Source organism: Thalassobacterium sedimentorum (assembly GCF_031127905.1).
Classification (GTDB): domain Bacteria; phylum Verrucomicrobiota; class Verrucomicrobiia; order Opitutales; family Coraliomargaritaceae; genus Thalassobacterium; species Thalassobacterium sedimentorum.
Genome location: NZ_JARXIC010000007.1, coordinates 24,311 through 46,909 on the forward strand (window position 1 = coordinate 24,311; position 22,599 = coordinate 46,909).

At 49.4% G+C, this 22,599-nt stretch carries 11 protein-coding genes; 5 read left to right on the forward strand and 6 right to left on the reverse strand.

Annotated features, from left to right (window positions below):
- Window positions 1–2 precede the first annotated feature (2 nt).
- Entirely contained in the window at window positions 3–893 is an 891-nt protein-coding gene (locus tag QEH59_RS05700) for a TIGR01777 family oxidoreductase (protein WP_308984398.1), read from the reverse strand.
- Window positions 894–925: 32 nt separating this feature from the next.
- On the reverse strand, window positions 926–2,359 hold the full coding sequence (locus QEH59_RS05705) for a cryptochrome/photolyase family protein (RefSeq protein WP_308984399.1): 1,434 nt from the start codon (window positions 2,357–2,359) through the stop codon (window positions 926–928).
- A 221-nt stretch (window positions 2,360–2,580) separates the two neighbouring features.
- On the opposite strand from QEH59_RS05705, the gene QEH59_RS05710 reads away from it, so the two are divergent.
- The 3 genes from QEH59_RS05710 to QEH59_RS05720 are packed head-to-tail and all read left to right on the forward strand — an operon-like array spanning window position 2,581 to window position 6,568.
- Window positions 2,581–4,965, forward strand: a complete 2,385-nt coding sequence (locus QEH59_RS05710) for a glycoside hydrolase family 31 protein (RefSeq protein WP_308984400.1) — start codon at window positions 2,581–2,583, stop codon at window positions 4,963–4,965.
- Between the two features lie 26 nt (window positions 4,966–4,991).
- Window positions 4,992–5,684 (forward strand): type II secretion system protein, encoded by a 693-nt coding sequence (locus QEH59_RS05715; protein ID WP_308984401.1) that lies wholly within the window; start codon window positions 4,992–4,994, stop codon window positions 5,682–5,684.
- A gap of 20 nt (window positions 5,685–5,704) precedes the next feature.
- Window positions 5,705–6,568 carry a hypothetical protein gene (locus tag QEH59_RS05720; protein WP_308984402.1) on the forward strand — a complete coding sequence of 288 codons (864 nt, stop codon included), beginning with the start codon at window positions 5,705–5,707 and terminating at the stop codon, window positions 6,566–6,568.
- A gap of 11 nt (window positions 6,569–6,579) precedes the next feature.
- Here the strand turns inward: QEH59_RS05720 and QEH59_RS05725 are convergent, their stop codons facing one another.
- The 3 genes from QEH59_RS05725 to QEH59_RS05735 all read right to left on the reverse strand — a co-directional run bounded on the left by QEH59_RS05725 (window position 6,580) and on the right by QEH59_RS05735 (window position 11,088).
- Window positions 6,580–7,875 (reverse strand): glycoside hydrolase family 71/99 protein, encoded by a 1,296-nt coding sequence (locus tag QEH59_RS05725; RefSeq protein ID WP_308984403.1) that lies wholly within the window; start codon window positions 7,873–7,875, stop codon window positions 6,580–6,582.
- Window positions 7,876–7,949: 74 nt separating this feature from the next.
- Window positions 7,950–8,519 carry a PEP-CTERM sorting domain-containing protein gene (locus QEH59_RS05730; protein WP_308984404.1) on the reverse strand — a complete coding sequence of 190 codons (570 nt, stop codon included), beginning with the start codon at window positions 8,517–8,519 and terminating at the stop codon, window positions 7,950–7,952.
- 79 nt (window positions 8,520–8,598) lie between these two features.
- Window positions 8,599–11,088 (reverse strand): beta-mannosidase, encoded by a 2,490-nt coding sequence (locus tag QEH59_RS05735; RefSeq protein ID WP_308984405.1) that lies wholly within the window; start codon window positions 11,086–11,088, stop codon window positions 8,599–8,601.
- 217 nt (window positions 11,089–11,305) lie between these two features.
- Here QEH59_RS05735 and QEH59_RS05740 point away from each other — a divergent pair, with 217 nt between their 5' ends.
- Together QEH59_RS05740 and QEH59_RS05745 are read left to right on the forward strand one after the other, a co-directional pair.
- Window positions 11,306–12,355, forward strand: a complete 1,050-nt coding sequence (locus tag QEH59_RS05740) for a LacI family DNA-binding transcriptional regulator (protein WP_308984406.1) — start codon at window positions 11,306–11,308, stop codon at window positions 12,353–12,355.
- 117 nt (window positions 12,356–12,472) lie between these two features.
- Window positions 12,473–13,078: a nitroreductase family protein gene (locus QEH59_RS05745; RefSeq protein WP_308984407.1), complete on the forward strand. Its 606-nt coding sequence runs from the start codon at window positions 12,473–12,475 to the stop codon at window positions 13,076–13,078.
- A gap of 77 nt (window positions 13,079–13,155) precedes the next feature.
- On the opposite strand, the gene QEH59_RS05750 is transcribed toward QEH59_RS05745, so the two are convergent.
- Window positions 13,156–22,596 carry an isopeptide-forming domain-containing fimbrial protein gene (locus QEH59_RS05750; protein ID WP_308984408.1) on the reverse strand — a complete coding sequence of 3,147 codons (9,441 nt, stop codon included), beginning with the start codon at window positions 22,594–22,596 and terminating at the stop codon, window positions 13,156–13,158.
- Between the last annotated feature and the right edge of the window lie 3 nt (window positions 22,597–22,599).

Genomic DNA, 22,599 nt, shown 5'->3' on the forward strand with positions numbered 1-22,599 from the left:
GCTTAATGAATCACCGCTAAAAGTGCTGACTCGAGCTCTGGATGTTGCCACTCAAAACCGAGTTCGGTGAGACGCTGCGGCCGCACAGCTAAATTACTGAGCACGGTTTCTTCGCCCATTTCACCGAAAATCATTTTAACGATAGCTGCAGGCATGGGAAAAACCGTCGGCCGCCCTAAAACCTTACCGAGCGTTGCTGTAAATTCCGCATTCGACACTGGCATGGGAGCGACCGCATTGATCGCGCCGCAAAGCGATTCATTTTCCACCGCAAAGATGTAAGCCTGGACTAAATCCGGCAAACTGATCCAGCTCATCTGTTGCTGACCGTTGCCGATGCGCCCACCTAGCCCCAACCTAAAAGGCGTCAGCATTTTAGCCAGTGCCCCACCCTGCCCACTCAACACGATGCCAGTGCGCATGAAGGCGGTGCGCACATCCGCCTCGATGAGTGGCTGTGCCACGCCCTCCCACTGACGTGTCACATCAGCAAGAAAGCCCGCTCCCATAGAACTAGACTCATCAACGATTACTTCACGCTCGATACCGTAATAACTAATACCAGAAGCAGAAATAAACGCCGGGTGTTTGCTTTGCTGTAAAATCGCCTCAATCAATAAGGCGGCGCTCTGAGTGCGACTTCGTATTATACGTTGCTTCGCCGCAGTCGTCCAGCGTTGCACCACGCTCTCCCCCGCAAGATGAATCACCACATCGACACCATCCATCGCATCCCGGTCTAATCGTCCTTTGGCGAGATTCCACTGCACATCACCAGCCGGACTACGGGAAAGTGTGCGTACTGTGTGACCACGCAGCTTAAGCGCCGCACAAAGAGGTTTCCCAATCAAGCCGGTAGCACCGCTCACCAATATATTTTGAACTGTAGTCATAACTAGATGTATCTAGTGGATAGCGTGGAAGGTTAGGATTTAAATCGTTTCAATGCCGCCAGTGCACGTTCGCGTCCGATCCGATGCTCCACAATGGGCCTAGGATAATCTCGACCGAGCAGCACATCCGCAGATGTCAATACAGACTCGGGCGCATCCCAGGGCTTGTGAATGTATTTAGCAGGAAGTCGTCGTAATTCAGGCAGGTAGCGTTTTACATACTCCCCCTCAGGATCAAACTTTTGCCCCTGCAAAATGGGATTAAAAATGCGAAAATAAGGAGCCGCATCGGCACCACAGCCCCCACTCCATTGCCATCCCAAAGTATTACTGGCGAGATCGGCATCCACTAAGGTCTCCCAGAACCATCGTGCTCCATCGCGCCAATCATGTAATAAATGTTTCACTAAGAAAGAAGATACAATCATCCGCACACGATTATGCATCCACCCCACTTGCCACAACTGTCGCATCCCCGCATCAACGATAGGATATCCAGTATGTCCAGTCTGCCATGCCCGCAGAACTGTAGAATTTCGCACCCAAGGAAAATCCTCATATTCGGCACGAAGGGGATGACTGGCGGTATGTGGAAAATGGTACAGGACATGATAGGCAAACTCACGCCAATAAATTTCTTTCAAAAATGTAGCGGGACCTGGCTGGCTAAGATCGCAGGTGGCCTTCAAACGAGATACAATTTGTCGTGGCCCAATCTGTCCCCAGTATAGATAGGGTGACAACTGTGAGGTACCACAAACATCAGGCCGATCCCGGGCGCTCGCGTAATCCTGAATCCCACCCGCGAGAAAACCTTCGAGGCACTGAATTGCATCCGCCTCACTGACGGACCACTGCTCATAAAAACCTCGATCCCAAGCATGCTGTGGTAGCAGATTAAACTGCTCCAATGCCAAAGAATCAGGAAATTCTTCTGGAAAACGTAAGGCCTCGAGATCCGGCTCTGCCACGGCATCCAAGGGCCAATCTTTTACTTTTTTCCAATAGGGTGTATAGACTTGATAGGGCTTCCCAGTGCCAGTTGCTACGGCATGCGGCTCGATCAATAAGCGACTATTATAACTATCGACTTCAATTCCCTCACTACGCAGCTCACGCTTAATCTCAATATCGAATTCGCGCTGCGGCGATTCGTAACGGCGATTCCAAACAACACGGGTCGCACCTGTACTAGCGATCAGAGTTCGCAGCTCTTCCAACGAATTCCCCTGACGCAGAACCAACCTCGCCCCTTTTGCGGCCCATTGCTCCGCAAAACTTGCTAGCGCATGATGCAACCACCAACGCGAAGCCGCAGCAGGCCCCCAATCCCCCTCTTCCTGAGGCGCCCAAATAAATACGGGTACGATGGATGCCCCCGAAGTAATCTCTGCAGCTAAGGCTGCATTATCTGCAAAACGAAGGTCTTGACGAAACCAAAAAAGCGTTGTGGTCGATTGTGACATACAGATTAAACTGCTCAGACGAAAATTACTTACAATGATTCTACCTCCCCTAGCTCGACAATGGTTAATGCAGTACCATCAACTTTAATACAGGTGCTCTGATTCGATGCTAGCGATCAAACAAGCGGAGTTTACGTAAACTCATGCAACACTGTTATACTAGCAGCAAAGCGAATAGGGTCAGCTTGTATAAAAGATTCCCCTAGCCCCCCACTTTAAACATGTATTTTAACAAAATTCCTCCTGCAGCTAACTTTCAAAACCAGCCAGCCGAGGCCCCTGAAAAACAGAGAACCAGTACACTGACAACTCTCGGCGAGGGCCTATTCAGGTACACGATCCGCGCCCCACAATGGCAGCAGAAGAGTCAGGCAAACTTGGATGAAGATATATTTAAACCGGACTCCTGCGGCGCTCGGATCACAGCAGACAGCAAAAGTGGCTTACTGCTTAAGCTCAACAATCAAACATTATTGCGCTCATTCGCCGGCCGGGAATTTGGTATTCTAGGGCAAAAATGGGCCATGTCCTTCGAGTATAATACTTCGATGCGTTTCTACGGGCTAGGAGAAAAGAATGATCGACTCGAAAAGACCGGGGGCATCTACAAATTCTGGAATACAGACACTATTGGCGACTTCGGCACTACACGCGTTCGCACTGAACCAACCGACCCAATGTATGTATCCATTCCCTATGTACTCATAACACAGGAGTCAGGCTGCGTCGGAATCCTAATCAATAATCCTCATGCGACATTCATGAATCTCGCCGCAAAGGAAAACATCGCCAATTTGCTGGATGCCAAAGATAACGAACAACAGACCATACACATCGGAGCCTACGACGGCACACCAGACATTTATTTCATAATAGGAGACAGCCCTCGCTCAGTCACACGCAAGCTACAACGCCTCTGCGGCACTACCCCCTTACCACCACTTTGGAGCCTCGGTTACCAACAATGCCGTTGGGGCTACCGCGACCTAGACGACTTAGAAGCACTCGATAGAAAATTCGATGAGCTGGAGATCCCCTGCGATGGCCTCTGGCTAGACATCGATTACATGGATGCTTATAAAGTGTTCACTGTCGTCGACGATGGCTTTAAAGGGCACCGGGCACGAATACAGGCCCTAAAAGCGAACGGACGAAGAATCATACCAATTATCGATCCCGGCGTCAAATATTGTACCGGATATAGTACATTCGAAGATGGCCGCAATAAAGACATATTCTGCAAAACTGCAGAAGGCGGCATCTATTCGGGTTTCGTTTGGCCTGGTCGAACTGCCTTCCCCGACTATTCGCAAGAAAAGGCACGTACATGGTGGGCCGAGCAACTACAGAACTACACCCTCGACTATTTATTCGACGGATACTGGCTGGACATGAATGACCCATCCACGGGTTCAGCCGAACTAGAAGACATGCGCTTTAATAACGGGCAGGATGACCACAGCAGCTTTCATAATCAATACGCCTATGGCATGCAGCAGGCATCCCGCCGGGGACTGACTGCTGCGATTGGGCAAAAGCGCCCCTTTATTTTAAGCCGCAGTGGATTTATCAGTAGCTCCAGATATTCTGCAATATGGACAGGCGACAACTGGTCCAATTACTTTCACCTCAAGGCAAGCATCAATATGTCACTCAACTTGTCCTTATCCGGCCTCCCATTCAATGGTCCAGATGTCCCCGGTTTTGAGGGTGATGCCACGCCAGAACTTGCAGTCGATTGGTTCAAGGCTGGCTTCCTGTTCCCCTTCTTCCGCAACCACTCAGCAGCCAACACACGACAGCAAGAACCGTGGGCTTTCGAAGATCCATATCGACAAGTAATCATTCATTACATCCGCCTCAGGTATAAATTATTACCCTACCTGTATAATCTATTCATTTGTCACACTGAAAGCGGCGACCCCATCCTACGTCCACTGTTCTATGAATTTACAGACACCGCTGGCCGTTTGGATACAATTGAGGATCAGTTTATGATTGGGCCTAGCATTATGCAGGCTCCAATCGTGAATGAAAATGAGAGCGAACGCTCGATAGCGCTTCCTACATGCAATTGGTTCGACGCTGGTTCGGGCCAATGGATCGAGAATAAAAGGCAAATTCAGGCGATCACGAATATAGAAAGTACACCGCTCTTTATTCGGGATGGTGCCATCCTAGCCATGCGCCCAGGCGAACTAACAAAACAATGCTCTGACCTCTCAAACATCGAATGCCATATTTTTATCAGTGAGCATAATACAAAGACAGTCACCTGGGATTATCGATTTGACGACGGTGAAACAATCAACGCGCCTCAGGCTCATGTTCGGCTTCAATTCTCCCAACAGGGCGATAATACACTTCATGTAAACTGCCAGCAACTATCACTTGGAGCACAGGACTTACACATACACTTTGTTACCTACCACAACTACCATTCGATTTGCTTACAGCATAAGGATGATATTATATCAATCCCTAGCAAGGAGCACTCACTCAATCTAACAGGACAAAAACTGGCGGCATATCGTTCGCCCAGCTACACACTCACCGCAACATCGATACAGCCCCGACCTGATCAGGCAATTGCTTTTACAAATTAACCCCTAACTCAAAATCCCAACGCCCCGTGAATAAACAAGCCCCCTCAAAAAGTAAATGCACTGGCTTTACACTCATCGAACTACTCAGTGTCATCGCAATCGTCGCTATACTCATAAGCATCTTATTCGTAGCCATCGGCCGCGTCCGAATTGAAGCGAGTAAATCAGTGTCCAGTAGCAATATCCGTCAAATCGTGCTCGCGATGAATCTGTATGCAAGCAGTCACCACGGCTACCTTCCCTACCAAATGGACCCCGACACCAATCGAGATTGGAGCGGCATACTAGTGGATGCAGAATTACTACAAGAAGATGCGGTTTTTCAATCACCGGAAGATAATTTCGCCCGTCGTTTCGAAGGCCAGCCACGCAGTTACGCAATTAATTCATCGAAATGGACCTACTTGGAAAACGATTATAAAAGCCCATGGCCCAAAGATCGACAGGCACTCCCGAGCAAAGCCGCGTTGATCCCTTCGAACATCATCTTAGTTGCCGAAAACTTTGGCGGAGCCGCAGACAACACTGGTGCAAATGTTGGTGTCGCCGAATTTGAAGGCTTGGACGCGCTCACACGTAATTTATATGATGGCCAAGGCGCCTTCTATGGACTCGCTGACGCCAGTGTCATTTTTAAACGCAGTGAGGAAATGAATGAATACCGTGCAGACACCGATTATGGTGGCAATCCTTTGGATCCATGGAAATGGAAGAACTAACCCCAAAATCAAAAAATCCAATGAATAGAAAACTGCTTAAAATCGCACTCCTAATCATCAGCTGCTGCCAGTTAAATGCAGAATCACTGCAACTCTCACTCGTCCCGGACAAATGGGAAGTCAGCCAAAGCACAATTACAAACAGCAAGCAAAACACACTAACAGTTAAGTCAATAAACAACAGTATTTGGCTCTCACACAAAGACTTGGTGAGCTATGTAGAGGGATCAGTCGCCACACTAGAATACTCTCTGCGCTCAGGTAATTTGGTGATACAAGCAGACTGGTTTAACGCAGAAGGTAATTACTTAAAAACAACCAATCTACACAAAAGTACTTCCGAATCCAAAGCGACAAGTTTCAAAATAAACAAAGCACTGCCAGACACGGACTCGGCATACTATCGGCTAAAAATATGGGTCGAAGCTGAGATGCCAAATCTACAAATCTATACACTCGAGCTCAGCACCCAAACAACCAACCAAGCAGCGCTACTTCAAGCAAGCCAGGATTTTGAACCAACACAGGAGATCGACATCACCTTTAATCAAGATGGATCACTACAATTCAAACTTATTAATAGTGATACAGTTAAAACGCTACATACTCTCAAGCAGTTCAGCATACAGGAACAAAACACTCTCGATATCCAACTTGAAACAATCACAGAAAGTTCAGCATTTTCAGTGCAGCTGTTACTCTGGGACACTGCCGGCACTTATCTTGGATATGTTGATGCGCTGAAAGATATGACCGAGCCAAATACAGTGCATATCGATTTAGACAACTACCAGCTACCAAATGGTGCCTTCACCTATAGTATTAAATTCTGGCTAACAGGTCATTCAGAAACAGCGGCCATTCTACGTGTCGTGTCCAACTGATAAGACCTCGGCTACAACTTCTTATTACGATCAAGAGTTTCCAGGTAATTAGGAGTCGATACACTTAGATCGCTTGGCTGAGCGGCAATCAATTCCGCAGCAGTGGGTACCTCTGCCAACTGCTGCGCAGACGCTGACTTCAAATAACGATGCAAGGGCTCTCGATTATCGTCTAAATTAACAGCTCGACCACTATGCTCGCCAAACCAAGTCTCAAGCGCATCTAAATACTGAAACCCATCGGAAACTGTGGGCTCCAACGCAGTGCCTTCATTAAAGTCATTCCAAGTCACCAGTTGAATCACCTCTGGAGCGCCGCGCGCAGAACGCTCGAAAGTATCGCGTAGGGTGGATAAGCCTTCACGTGGCAACGCCCGTGTGCCATGGCCCCAGCCATCTACGCCAGAGTCGTCAAAACCTGGAGCAATCATATTCATAAAGAAATCCAGTTGTCCTGAATCGACCATACTCCTCGAGTAATCTGCAAAATCTTCCAAGTAAGTTACATCTTGAGTCCACCAAACATAATTCGCCGCAATACCAGGATGGTATTCAGGGTTCAGATTTTGGCGTGCATACACGACAGGGTGTGGCAACGCATCGAAAATTTGACTCCATTCAGTCGGAAGAATGTTACGTGGCCCCATCGTATCCGAGCCCCAAAAATTAAATTGAAAAATAAACGGATCCCCATTGCGCCTTAAATAAGCAGGGTGCATGGCGTATTCACCAAGCACATACGAAAGATCCTTAATTGCAGTGCGTACAATCTCTGCGCGACTCTTTGGATGACGGTAAGGCTCCCAATTTAATTTCTCTTCATAGCAAATGGCCACCTTCATGCCAATTCGCTGAGCCTCGTCTAGTATCAATGGCAACAAACCATCGACATCACTTCCTGGACCATACCAAATCACGAAGAATGCATGTATGCCAATCGCATGGGCAGTTTCCAAATGGTAGCGAACAACCGCTCGGTTGTCTGAGCTGTACGGTCCAATTAATGGGTATTGAACCGATGCGATATCACGTAAACCATCCGCACGTAATTGGCGTGGATCTCTCACAATACTCTGCCCCCGCCATTCCCAATGGCTCCACTCATCTCGCCCGCGAGCACTCGTCTTAGGATTATTAAACCATGGCATATAGTGCGCCGCCAGCACCGGCCCACCGTCTCCGACATTCCAACCAGAGCTTGGTATGAAATTGCTCTGCGGCGAATCCTCAGGTGAACACCCGCTCAGCCAAAGAGAGAAAATTGATAGCCCTGCGCTGAGCAGTGAGGTCAGTCGAAGATGTTTCATTTATCAAAAAGTGCGAGCCCACACATGTGAGCTCGCAATCTACTATTACGCTGCTGAATCAAAGGTTACGAATGTTATTTGCGTCGCACAAATAACGCCCCCATTGCTAGCACACCCAATAATAATGCAGACTGACCGGGTTCGGGCACCGCATTGATACTAGTAAAAGAGAATCCGCTCGAAAGATCTCCCTGCGTCCTAAGTCTCACGAAATAACGGTCTGCATCCGTGAGGTTTTCAGAAATCGAAAATTCGGAAATGTCATAGCTGACCGCAATGGTATCCGCACTGTATCCACGCACATTCCTCTCAGTGAGATAGGTGCCCTGATCATCAAAGAAGACAATATCCAGCCTCCATTCTCCATTACCAATTGCTGCCGATGCCTCAAGTTCTACAATATATTGCTGATCAGAGCTATTGAGTGAAAAACTTGAAACACCATTTAACAGCCAATCCGCGCCTGCATCCTCACTTGCGGATGATCGGATCAGACTCACAACATTCCCATCAGAACTGACAGGATTCATGTTACCAAAGGCCGAGAAGTTGGAGGCAGTGCTCGCATCATCAAAAAATGACTGAGCCATGAGGGGACTAACTGAAAGCATGGCAGTGAGAATGCTTATTGGGATTTTTTTCATTTGTGTTATCTTTCGTATGTTGGGTTATTTGGATTCAAATACAGCAGTTCGCAGTAAATGTAGCGGAAACGACAAAGGTTTAATTTTCATAAGTATCCCGGTAAGAGAAGATCTGTAAGAGACGCTCAAAATCAACTCGATCGAGTGGCACAACTGGTTTCATGCAGATCGCAACTTCTTCACCTGGAAATAAATCAAAGGCATTATCCGAGGCTCTAAAATCAACCGAATCCGCAAGCTTCAGAAACACTTGATAGGCAATAACATTGCTACGCAGAATCACTTCAAATGAACCATCTTCGAGTACTCGAACGCTGTGGTTGATTTCAGGTTGCTTAAAATCAATGTGCCTTGGCGCAGAAAAAAAGGTGGTATTACAACTATCTTCCAAGCCAGGCACGCGCAGACGGGTTCTCAAAACAAGATCATCCCGTTCGTAACGCTTAATAGAATCCACACAGTCGACTGTAGCATAATGTTGTGATGTCCCCGGTAGCAGATCTGCGCGCCCTTGTTCAGACTGCAAGCACTGGTTCTGACTAAAGCTCCACAATTCCCATGTAACCTCACCCACTGCTGATTCAGCACCATCGTACACCAGGTGCACCTCCATTGCGTCGATATTGCTGACTCGATAATTATTACTCCAAATGACAGTTTCCTCACCAACCCGTTTCACCGAGATTAAAGCGGGCGCAAAGAAACGACGTGCGGCATACTGTAGAACTTTCCAGCGTCCTCCAAAGTCAAGGCTCGACCAAGAAGCAACTGGCCAACAGTCATTCAACTGCCAGTACAACGCCCCCATGGTACGTGGCATATTACGACGCATATGCTCGATCCCGAAACGCAAACAATACGCTTGATTGAGCTGTGACAGGTAGACCGTTGATTCATAATCCTTAGGGAATCGATACAGCGTTGAAATGTAATGAAAAATAATCTCATTACCACTGCCATTTTTTTGGTGGCAGTTCATATCGGGACTAAAAATATTCCGGCTCTTCGTAAAAGTCGCCGCGGTTTCTGGCCACGGATAAGCCTGCATGCCGAACTCCGAGAAAAAACGATGTTCGAGCGCCTCGTAAGCCTCAACAGGCTGACGAGCCGCCCAAACACCCCAGAAGTGAGTATCCCCTGAGTCCACATTATCAGTGAAGCCCATCGGATCCTGGGGGTTCCAACCGGAACTCGGCCAGTATGACGCCGCAGTGCCATGCGCCGCAATTACCTCTGGTAAAATTTCATGAAAGAGTCTGACATATGCCTGTGCTTCTTCTGGGTGATCCCGCATCTTTTCCCAGTGCATTTGCACAATCTCATTGTTACCACACCAGAGCGCCAGATGACTCTGATTACGTAAACGGCGGACTTGGTAGATCGCCTCCTCACGGACGGAATCCAAGTAATCGGGATCGCCTGGGTAGGTCCAGCAAGCAAACATGAAGTCATGCCAAACTAATAAGCCATTTTCCAAGCAACGCTGAAAGAATGCGTCACTTTCATACACACCACCGCCCCAGACACGAATCATATTCATGTTCGCATCACGTGCAGAATCAAGTGCATCGATGGCCAGGGTCTCTCCCTCGTTTACAAAGCAGTGTGAAGGGATCCAATTCGCCCCCTTCGCAAAAATCGCTCGACCATTGACCTTAAATTGAAAACTCTCGCCCCACTCGTCCTGATGGCGATCGAGCACAATTTCACACAATCCAAGTGCCTGAACTCGCTGATCCAAGACTTGATCACCCGCCATTAGTCTCAGCTCCAAAGTATAAATCGACTGGACACCTTGCCCATTCGGCCACCACAGGTGTGGATCCATAACTCTGAACTCCAATGGCTGGCAATCATCACTCGAAACCTCCACGACTGTCTCACCTTCATAGCATAAGCGACCGACAATTGTGCCCTCAGAAAACTCTCCCACCAGCTCGGGAATCACACGAACCACCACTTCATCCTCTTGGTGGCTTTGCTCCAACTTATAATCTTCAATACGGCAGGCACTCCAGGCTTCCAAACGAATCTCACGCCAAATTCCACTCGTTGCAAAACGAGGGCCCCAATCCCAGCCAAAAGCGCATTGCTGCTTACGAATCTGTTGACGTCCACCAATCGGATCACAAGCGATCGGGCTTAAAGGTTTGCCCTCGCGCTCACGGATATAATCCATCGGATTCGAAAATCGTATCTGCAACTCATTACCAGTCGGTTTCAAGAGCGACCCAACCTCGTACCGCAGACCTAAGAACATATTAGAAGTCTCAGCAATCACTTGGCCGTTCAGAATTACTGTGGCCAGAGTGTCTAAGCCATCCGCCACCAAATCAACACAACCCGCCGTCAATATCTGCTCTGTTACGTCAAATCGAGTGGCGTATTCCCAATCACATTCTTCGATCCACTGCAACTGAGCCTCATTACGCCCGTAAAATGGATCTGGGATCAACCCTTCACGGTGCAAGTCGGTATGTACACAACCAGGTACCACTGCTGGATAGCGTGTCGACTCATCGCATCGTCCGAAAGTCCATCTAGTATTAATTTTGAATCTAGCTATCATATATAAATCAGAGAAGAATGCGTGTAAATAATTTCCCACGAGCCGATCCTGCTAGTTAATGCTGACTGAAAAGGGTAATAGGGGAAGTTGAGAAGTGATACATTGTCACATCTTCTAAGAATGATACAGCGAATCCGTAGTTTACGTAAAACCAGACACATACATACTCGGCGCTGCCAACATTTCCTCCCCCCTAATTTTCAATGCTACAAAATCGATGAATCCTCACATAAGCCTACAAAAAATAGCCAACGAACTGGGTGTATCGAAGATGACAGTTTCGCTCGCACTACGTAAGCATCCCAAAATTCCCGAAGCGACTCGTATAAAAATCGCTGAGAAAGCGAAAGAAATGGGCTATTTGCCAAATCCGGATGTTTCAAAATTAATGACCGCAATACGTCAGCGAAATACAAACGACCCCGGTCTGCCGCTCGCCTACCTAACGACTGGAAATCAGCGAGACGATTGGAAACAGTCGGCCACCGAGCTCAAATATTGGGAAGGTGCTAAAGAACAAGCCAAAGCTTATGGATACTACATCGAAACTTTCTGGTTAAGTGAACCTGGCATGACAGAACAACGAATGAGTAAAATCCTGTGGAATCGAGGCATACAGGGCATCATTCTGCACCCATTTTCCGGAGCACTCACGCGCACATGCAAACATCAGCCGCTGGAAATGATGTGGGAACGTTTCATTACAGTCGCAATGAGCGACACTCTAATGAACCCCATTCTGAATCGAGTCATCCACGATCATTACACCTCAATTCTACTCGCGATGAAATCACTCACAGAGAAAGGTTACTCACGCATTGGCCTGTGTATGACAGAGGACATGGACCTACGCGTTAACCAGCGCTGGCAAGCAGGGTTTCGCGTCTATCGCGCAAATCATCCGATAGCCCGCATTGCTCCATTAATAAGCAACCAACTCAATGCTCGTTCAATCAAACAATGGGTACAGGAAAAAAAGCTGGATGCGATAATCGGTGCCAGTTATCGTATGCCACACTACTTAAACGCGATCGGCATGCAAATCGGTGCAGATATAGCTTATGCTGATCTCGACCTCAATATTCAGAGCTCTGAGTATGCAAACATCAGTGGCATCGAGCAAAATTCCAAAATGCTGGGAATCGCAGCCGTCGATCTATTAATGTCTGGAATCCATCGCAACGAGCGTGGCATCCCTGAGATTCCACTCACAATACAAGTTGAAGGTAGTTGGCAAGACCGCGGCAGTACGCCCACAGTAAAATAATACCTCCAGAATGACTGTGAGCCGACAAGGGCTGAATCAAGTAGATCAGTAAAGTCCACATATATTGCCCTTGCTCGAGTACTTGCAATATTCAAACAGACTTACAGATTGCCAGACATGGATACTACCACCGCAATTCATCAACGTCGCTCAGTAAAGCACTATGACCCGAACCATAAGATGTCGGAACTTGAAATACAGGAGCTATTAGAGCTGACTCTACTATCGCCAACATCTTTTAACATGCAAAATTGGCGCTTTGTCGTGGTTAGCGATCAGGCGACCAAAGAAGCACTACGAGCCGCCTCATGGAATCAGGCACAAGTCAGCGAAGCCTCAATCACGATCCTACTTTGTGCCGACTTAAATGCGCACGAAGATGCGGCTCGTTATTGGGTGAATGCACCTCAGCCGGTGCAAGATATTCTCGTGCCAATGATCGCACCTTTGTACGAGAATAACCCGCAGTTACAACGTGATGAAGCGATGCGCTCAGTAGGCATCGCCGCACAAACCCTCATGCTCACTGCGAAATCGATGGGGTATGATAGCTGCCCCATGATCGGATTCGACGCGACGAAAGTCGGCGAGCTCATCAAACTTCCAGAGAACCATGTAATCGGACTAATGATCACCGTCGGTAAAGCCTTAAAGGATGCGAATGCACGCGGCGGCCAACTCCCCTACGAACAAGTCGTCTTCAAAGACCAATTCCCAAGCTAAAAAGCTAACTGCTTACACCTAGCCTAGTGCCGCTCAGCTGCCGCAAGCATCCAGCCTACCTAGGCGAGCAGCACTCACTAATTGTCATCCACTGTGACCTGGTAGGTCACGGTGCCTGTTTCGCCTGGCTCTAGTTCGCCTTCAAAGGTCCAAACAATGCCACCCGTCTCGCCAACATTGGGTGCAGAAATCACTACATTTGTCAGCGAAAGTGGATAAGTGGGCGTGGGCGCAAGTGCGAAAGTGGTGTAGGCAGGCGTACTATCATAAATAATGATATCATCCAAGGCACCGGCTCCATTATTCGTATAGGTCAGCGTGTAAGTAATCGTCTCTCCAGGCGAGGCGGTGGCCTTATCAACTGCCTTGAGCAATTCAAGACCCGCGGTGGTTTCAATTCCAATTGTCGTTAAATCTGTGCGAACCAATACATCATCGGCCAAGGCGGGCGCACTATTGGTATAGGTGAAGGTCGCTGTGACAGTATTTAAATTCTGAGCTCCAAAAGGCGCACCTGCAGGTGACGAATCTTTGACAATCAAACATATTTGTTCGCCCGCTGAGACTGTAATCGCGGCACTGGGATGGATCAGGCGCGGCTCGCCATCATCAAGCTGTCCGTTGCAATTCGAGTCACGGAAGAGCGTCTGGCCCCAGCCTGGCAACGCTGGGTTGAGCGCACTATCAATGTCGAAACTGACCTCTCCACCGGTGCCGGCAATAAATGTGTGGCTATAAAAAGCCACCGCTCCCGGCTCAATGGTCTGCTGCCCATCTGTCAAAAAGCTGTTAGCCGGAATATCTCCAAAAGCTAAATCACTTTCGCTCTGCCCCGCAGTGTATACAAAGCTGATACGGTCTGTAACACGATTATAGCTACCACCAGTCGAGCCCGCATCGCCCCCAGTGGACAGATAACTGGACAAATTATATTCTTCCACCACTAGGGTGCTGCCATTGGGCACGCTTTCAGGAACTAAAAGCCTAAATTCGCCAGCACCATTCGTGAGAACTGTGTCATAGACATTGCTACCACCATCAGTGAGGCGCACGGTGACCTTACCGATACCGGCCTCGGCCCCATTTTGAACACCATCATTTGGCGTGCCTGATCCAATACCATCATCTTGGAAAACGACCCCTGAAATGTAGGCACCCGTGACCAGTGGGAAGTCTTGATCAAAAATATCATCAGGTCCGGCAGTGATCAACAGGCGTCCGTCAGTGGGCGCCGCATCGTAGAATATAAACACGCCGGGGGCGACTGGATTCTGATTGGTCGGACTGTCAGTCACAACGATGGAATAATCACCACCGGAAACTCGATCAAATTCATAGTCGCCGCTGCCTGGATTGACGACGACGCTATCAAGCACGACCCCATCCTGAACCAAATTGACATAGACCGTCTCCCCTTCCCCCCAATCTTCACCAGGATCGATGACACGGTTAAAACTCTCATCTTCAAAGACGGTGCCGCTCACTAAAATCGTTGTTAAAATGACTTCCTCATCTGGCTCCACGTTATCGTAAGTGCGACGACCATCTGTATCACTCGAAGGTTTAGAATAATAAACCGGAACGTCGGCCAAATTGGTGAGAGTTTGCCCACCATCCACTGGATCATCCATCACCACTTCGTAAACAATCACCAGGGTATCGTCTACTTCGAGAATTTGTGTATCGCTCAACTCACCCAGCTCCCACTCTCCACTACCACTATCGTAGGTGGCCGTCGCCTCAAGACTGGCTTTCACATCTGAACCATCGAGCGTGGCGCTGATAAGCACAGGAGGCACTGTCCGCATGCCTACTGGCAGTGTATCCAACACAGCCATATTATACGCGGGCGCATCCCCGGTATTGGTCACTGTGAGTTGGAAGCGCATGGTTTCGCCTTCCAGGATTTTATTGATCGCTGCCGGTAAGAGGCGGTCTTTTTCAATGATAAGCTCGGGCTGCTTTACGACGACATCCTCAGTCGTAGGCTCCGTGATCACGGTTTCGTCATCAACATCCAAGAAGCTCAATCGAACGGAATTCGTCAAAGTCAGCTCCGAATCATCGGTGCTCTCGTCGCCATCAGGCACCGTCACCGCTGCTACATCGGTAATACGGGCACGATAGACTAGAGTGAGCGTGTCATTATCGGTATCTGTATCGCCCACATTGACCACCGTGCCTAAGTCAAAGATCAGCTCTCCAGTGGCATCGGCGAGCGGGGCCGTCGTGCCCGCATTCAGTGCCGTATAAGTGAAGCCATCCGCACTGCCATCCCCAATAGGTGTGATCGCCTCGAAGTCCACAAAGGCCATACCTGCTGGCAAGGTATCGAGAATTTTAAATTCTTCGTGTGTGCCCTCCATCACATCAACTTCGATGGTGTAGGTGACGATATCGCCTACGCGGAAGCCGTCGTCCGTGGTATCCAAGGGCAAGGTATCGCCCGAGGCGGTCTTTGTCGTCTGAATACTGGTATTAGCGATCGTGACAGTGGCGTCCGCATCACCAGAATAAAGACGTTCGCCGTTATTCGCGCCAGCAGTGCCGACTGCCACTCCAAGATCAGGACCGGGGTCGCCGTCAAGCGAGCTCCAGTCCACAGCTAAATCATTGGTCAATTCTTGATTTGGCTGAACGCTATCATCCACGGTTGCGACATAGGTAAAGACCAACTGACCGCCTGCGGTGATATCCAGATTGACCGAACTCGACTGCTCGCGGCCCCAAGTGAGCTCGTTTAAAGCGGCATCGAGGTCTGGCTCCCCCAGCGTGCCAATCAGCCCCGAGTTGTCTGTGACCGTGGTGGAACCTACCTTATAGCTAAGGCCTTCGGGTAGAGTATCCACAATGTTTACATCGTAGGCGGGTGCCGTTCCAGTGGCATTATTCAAAGTCACAGTATACGTGACCTCATCTCCCGCGTCTAAATCTTCGGTCGGGGTCGCCACCTTAGTGACAAGCAAATTCGACTCCGCCACGATTAAGGTGACATCCACGATGTCCGTATCCTCACTGGCGCCCGTGAAGGTATAACTCGCTGAGTTCTTGAACGTATCGCCCCGTTTGAATGTCTCCGGGTCGAGATTGCGGATCTGAGTCGTATAACGAACAGTAATGCTACGTTCAGCCTCCGAGCCCGCAGTGACCACCGTATCGCCGAAAGACCAGGTAAAGTCGAGCGAACCACCATTAACTGGCAATGCCCCTGCAGTCGGCGAGGTCACCGGAATCACGTTCGTGGCAGAAACCGAGCCCCCGTAGATTACATTACCAATGTCCACTAACTGAAACTCTTCACTCAGCGTATCAAGGATTTGCAGATCTGGCGCTGTGCCTTGTGGCAACACAATACTCACTTCGAACTCCACCTGCTCACCAATGTGTACCGACGAGGCATCATCCGAACCGTCCGAAGTATTTTTAATCACCTTAGACTGCGACACTGAATTAATAGTAATCTGCGCCGAATCCTCCGCGCTAAGCTCCAACGCACCATCATCGTCCCCCGTACTGCCAAGCGTGCCACTTTGACTGCCACTTGCGCCCGGTAATGTATCGCCCTTCACAATCACAGTATTTTGAATGGACTCTCCCGGATTCACGCTAATTTGTGCCCGCACGAAATAATGAAACGCGACACTCTCGCCTGGATCGAGCTGCACGAGATTTTCACCTAGCGTAGCCAGTACAAGATTTGAAGCATTGACCTGGAGATCGCCCCCAATGACGGTGCCCGTATAGAAAACATCCACAGAATCATCACCATCTGTATCCGCTCCCGCCTTGTAGGCCGCATCCGCTCCACTACCATCGATGAATTGAAGCTTACTACTAATCTGATCTTCCAAATTCAAATCAAAGAGCGGCACGTCGACCGCGGTGGAATCGGTATTCGTCAGAACGATTTTATACTGGAAGACATCTGTGCCTTCACCGGAAGCCGTGGCGGCGAAGCTCCCCGTCAGACTCTCAGTGACATTACGCACCGTCTTCTCAACGGAAAGCGTGGGCCGCTGCACAGTAATCGTTTCTGAATCGTGCAACCCAGGTCGAGCGGTGCCGCCAGAGAAACCATCGTTTTCATTATTCGAACGGTAGAAAGCAGAGTAGAAATCAAATGCAACGCCTAGATTATTAAACAATTCTTTCTCATCTGAATTGACTGCCGCAAGATTCGTATCGTTGAGCACACGCGTAACGATACGAGCCTGGAAAGTATTATTTGCCGCCGTAATTGAGCCGGGCGAGGCCTCAAAATCAATCACCTCAGTTTGCACCGGATCACTGGGACTCGTCGTGGTCGTCGCACCGATTGTGGTGCCCGTCGTATCGATGGAGACTAAGCCCAGACCGCGGTCAGCCGCATCGGAATTCCCCAAACTATCGCGAATCACCAGATTTTGAATATCGTCAAAGCCCGCATCTCCGCCGAAGAATTTCACCATCAAGTCGAAGGTCGCCTCTTCGCCGATCACCAGATCCCGCTCATCGGCAGTCAAATTCTCACTAGTCGTGCCTGAAACAAATTCCTTATCGACATCCACCCCGATCACGCGAAACGCGCGTGTATCCGTGCTCAAATCAACACCTTCGGTGCTACCATCTTCCAGTATTTGAACCGCGTCCACATCCACTTTAACACCAAGATCCTGACCGGCGACATCTGTAGGCGTCGCAGTGACTACAAACTGTTTCTCACGATTGGCTCCGGTATTAAAAGTACCCACCACACTCGGCGCAAAAGTATAGGCCGTGCCTCCACCTGGAGCGGCACTACTCACCCCCCCATTACCGTCATAGGTCACGGTTGCCCCCGTCCATGCCGGACCGAGCGTAATGACCACTTCTGCTTCTGTGGCACGACTTCCACCGACACCCTCATTACGCACCCAGATATTAAAGGTCTCTGGCTGATCCAAGAAAACAACACGATTGAGCACATTGGCATCCACCGCTCCATCATTGGCTGCAAAATTAATATCCAGATCCGGCTGACGAATATCGTAATCGGCATTGATCGAAGTATCAAATTCATCCCCACAGGAGTTCGTGTATTCCACTATAGTCAAACCTTCGTTCGGAAAGCTAATCGTAGGGTCATACGCATTTGCGGTCTCCTCTTCATCAGTCAGATCAGGGAAGCTTGCAGTGCGGGCGTCATCTTCGATGGTGCTACGCACATAAAATGTGAAGTCGAAAGAATCGAGATAATCCACCGTGCCCGTGAAGGAGAAGATCGGGCGTGTCGGATCGGACAAATCAACTGAATCATAAACCAGATCACTGGTGCCAGTCACCACTGGTGCGACTGTCTCGTCCAACGCGACATTGTCGGGCAAGTCTTCTAATATTTCAAAATTCAATGCTTGCGCACCAGTGTTTTCCATCGAAACAACGACACGACCCCGTGCGTCATTCTCGCGAATGAACTCCCGCGTAAAACCATCCTGAGCAGGATCAAACACTGGGCTCATCAAGACATCCGCGGTATCAAAATTCAGAGTCGGTGTATCAATGACATTGGGCGCATTACCGATGACGGAAGAACAACCCCAAGTCACTTGAGCCACGTTATCGTATGTGTTCACGCAAATATTGCCGAGCGTTTCGGTGACGGTCACCGTAACCACTCCAGCAGAGCCTCCACTGGCGGCGGGAATATCATTGATATCAATCCAAGAGCCATCGTAACTACCGATGTTTGAGCCATTCACCGCAATCGTCGCGGTGCTGTTACTGGCAGTCAAAGGGACTTGCACACGCACATTTTCGGCGGGGGCTTGGCCCATATTAGAAATCTCAAATGACCAAACCACATCTTGGCCCGTCGCCCCCACAGTCAGCTCTGCAGGCGCGAGTGACAGATCCGTATTCGAGACTAATAGATCCGTCGAAATATCAGGGCGCTTAATTGGAATCAGGAATGGGACCCCTGGAGAGTTCACAAAATCACCACAAAACAGGTCCGCACGAGCCGATGCCTGAATCGTAGGCGCGGCTGTCGGTTCCGATAGCTGCTCAGGATTGGTGGTCGAAATATTGAAGCCAATTGTCAAAGAGTTTACAGTCGTTGCATCATCATCAAACGCATTGACCAATTCCGCGATCGGGATCAGCCCTCCGTCTTTAATGGTGAACACATAAGGATCTCCCGCAGTACCGGAACCCGAAGGATCTGGGATGGAATTAACGGTGCCCGCGGGCTCGTTATCCGTCCAGTAAAAGGCGCTACCTGGAACGATTGTAAGACCTGTCGTCAACTCATCGAGGTATTCATTAATTAAAACTTCATTTAATTCTGCATCTCCGGTATTCTTAATTTTGATCCGTATCACACCCTCCTCACAAAGTTCTGCATACGATTCCGTGGTATCGTGCACGACTTGTAATGATCCAGTGCCGAAACGAATATTGGGGCCCATACCGACCACACTCTGTGAAAGATCCGTGCTACAGCCCCAGCTCGCAGTCACAACATTAGTACCATCAGGGATCTCACAATCAGAGCCGGTTTCCAGCTCTGCAATCACCTTAATCTTACGAATCGCTCCACTCGCTAAATCACCAAGATCAAAGATCGCGTCGCTACCACTAATCGTCACAGCATTGACAGGGGCGGCGTAGGCAGCATTCGCAGCATTAGTATCCACCTCATGCACGACCAAGCCTGCTGGAATCGCATTCGTGATAACGGAATTGAGCGCAGCCCCCGCCGAGACGTTCTGCACAGTAATCAGCCATTCGACACGGCCATTGTTCATCTGAACTTCGGTATTTGGCGTGACATTCAGAATCAACTCGCCCGCCAAAACTGAAGACGGCCCCGCCGAAGCCGCAGATGTGAAGACACGATTGTCATCGGGAGCCGTTTGCCGGTCATCAAACGCGACCGTGGCTGAAATGGGGACAACGTTAGTGCCTGGATCGCGCATAAACTGCACGGTTATGGTACCAGACGAGGTCAACTCAGAGGGATCATAGGTAAATGTCGGGTTAAGGCCCCCATTTTCATCATAGCTGACGTTTCCGACAAATGCACCTCCATAGCTTGGCGTTTGACCAACAATGTATGTATAGGGGAAATTAGTCGTCGGCGTATTCAGCGTCACCAACACGTTCGAAATGTTCTTATCGTTGCGGTTATTAACAGTTAAGGTCACATCAAACACCTCACACTCCATCAGCGAGGCTGGAACGGAAATGCCAAGGACCGCATCGGCTCGTTCGATCGTATAAGCGAGCACTTGCGTAAAGGTAAGTTCAAGGTCCTCGACGCAGGCCGAGCTTGGCACTGCACCTACGGGCTCATCCAAAGAGAGCACGGACACATGCGTCACTCCTCGCGAGGCTGCTCCCTCAAGCTCAGAGTAAGGAACCGTAGTCGAATAATTGAAGTGAATGATCGTATCGCTCACTGCAGCCTCGTTGAGATATGCAGGTAGAGCCAGAAAATCCAGATCAATGGAAAGCCCACCGACACTTTGCGTGACCGCGGAGGCAGGCACTGCGACTGGTCCCGTGGTAAGCGTATCTCCTGAACCAAAGCTTACGGTGAGCGATCCACCCACAAGTTCCTGAGTGTCCAAGCCACCAAAATCATCCGTGTAAGTCGCACCGATCCAGCTGCCAACGTAACCGTCTTCAAACGCATACTCGACCTCGATGGGAATAAATTCGCCCTCGCCGGCAGCAATATCACGCGTAGTATCTGCAGAAGGCTCTCCAGTTTCAAAGCCAGTGCCGTCCACATTAAACAACAATTCACTCTCTGGGCTCGGATTGTTTTGAATGATCACCGTCTGAGCGGCATTCGCGCTGAGTTCACATTGATCGCCGCTTGCGGTCACGACGGATTGCACGCCCGACACCGAACTAGAAATACTAAAAGATTCGCCCCCGAGGCAGGGGTCCTCTCCGATCTCATAAAGCACATCCAAACTAACGCTCCCTGCAGCAACCGCCTTATCGACAGTCCAAGTATAGGTTGTGATCGCAGGGTCCGCAGCCGGATCGACAGTTGGTGAGATGTCAGTGGCATCACTGAACCCGACGATCCTGCCATTGTCACTTGCAGTAATTTGCACGACGATCAAATCACTATCAATACGAGCAACTTCATCTGCAGTTAATTCTAATTCAAATAGGCCTGGTGCCCCCACCCGGACACGGTTAACTGACGAATCCATCTGAAGATCCACACTCGGACGTGCACCACTCGCGAGAATAGAGCCTGACTTAATTGGGATTGCATACATGTCACCACATTGGTTGCTATAGACAGAGGTCCAAGTCACCGATCCCACCGCCCCCGAACAGCTGTCCGCTGCGACAATATCAAAGTTTAAAGTAGCGGATTCCCCGCCTAGCAAAGCATCCGAATTCGTCACGTCTGCACCATTGACCAAGGTAAAGACACCTGTTGCCTCATCATAGGTGAAGTCGCCCGTTACATTTGAAATAATAACCGGCAATGTGTTCAAATTGGTTTGAAAACTAAAATCTTCAGCGTTCCCCGAGCTGGAAGTATTAGTCACCGTCATCGAAGCCGAACTCGCGGTTAAATAATCTAGCGCAATTGTCGGCGGGGTGAAATCAACCATCGGTAAGTCTAGGTCGAGCACAATCGCCGCCACCTTAGTCGAGCTATTGACCTCAGTTAACTCATCATTAGTGACTGAGATTCCCAAGCCATCACAGCTGGCAACTTCGGCCGTCAGATCGAGGACAAACTCCTCGCCGGGCGCAAGATACGGAAGAACGTAAATTTGGCTGCCAATCGCACTCAATGCAGGCGAACTCTGGGTAACGCTCGGGTTAATAAAAGATGTGTTCGAGTATATATCCGTAAGATCAATGACCACATCAAACAAACCACCAAACCCCGTATTGGTGACTGTGGCCTGCCAAGCCGCCGTTTCACCAATCCCGCGCGTCTGTGTGCTGGGAGTCAGCGTCAGAATCGATGCCCCCAACTGTGTCAGCACATTTTGCAGAGAGGTCGTGACTTCCGTCTTCTCAGTTGTGTTATCATCATCTGAACGGGCACTATACGTGTAAACAAGCTGATAGGTGCCCGCAACCACTGTACTGTAATCGTCGGCAACAAGTCCATAGCTCAGCTCCACCGACTCACCTTGCGCCAAATCAAACTCACCACCCGTGCCAAGATTCACCGTCAAAGTGGTCCCCGACTGCGTTGCAGTTGCCGTAGTGCTCACAGCACTCACCGAACCAGACACATAGGAAAATCCATCTGGCAGCTCAACATCGAACTCTAAATCATACGCAGTGGCGCCGGCGTTATAAATGGTGGTCGTGAAAACATCACCGTTGTTACTTTGTGAACTGCCGTCCCAAACGGCGCCCACATCCATATAATTATCGCGCGTCGGATCAGCTGGCGTGAAAGTATGCTCCAGCGTCAAATCAGCGGCGACCGCCCCTGCTGCAGTCAATAAACTTAGAGCGATAAAACTAGAGCGCCGGAAGTTTCGTCTGATAAATTGAGCGAACATAGT